Origin of the sequence: Halocynthiibacter sp. C4 (assembly GCF_028823805.1) — a bacterium.
Classification (GTDB): Bacteria; Pseudomonadota; Alphaproteobacteria; order Rhodobacterales; family Rhodobacteraceae; genus Falsihalocynthiibacter; species Falsihalocynthiibacter halioticoli.
The window spans coordinates 1-285 of the sequence record NZ_JAPEIE010000009.1 but is presented as its reverse complement, the minus strand read 5'-3'; the positions used below and the strand labels follow the sequence as shown (position 1 = coordinate 285).

Sequence of the window (285 nt, the reverse complement as noted above, 5' to 3'; positions counted from 1 at the left end):
AAAATTCGGTCTTTGGCTGTGGGATTTCCCCATCAGATTTCGACGACATCGTCATACCTCATTTTTGATCCGATATGGGTTGAAGAACGCCTTCAATCGTCAATCCAGTTCCTGTCGGGATCAGCTCGATATGCGATCCGACCGACATGACTTCGAAACATCCGCCGTCCGGCTCCGGAAGATCGAGACAAAGAGTGTTCGCACGCACGAACCATTTTCCCGTCCTCTTCCTTCCCATCGAATAGGTCCTCAGTGCTCCATCGCGTTCGTACACGTCACGCCAAT

1 protein-coding gene is annotated in these 285 nt (G+C 51.2%); it reads right to left on the bottom strand.

Annotated features, from left to right (window positions below; translation table 11 throughout):
• Positions 1-58: 58 nt before the first annotated feature.
• A partial coding sequence (locus OU789_RS16810; protein ID WP_274656943.1) for a hypothetical protein occupies positions 59-285 on the bottom strand: 227 nt, incomplete at its 5' end.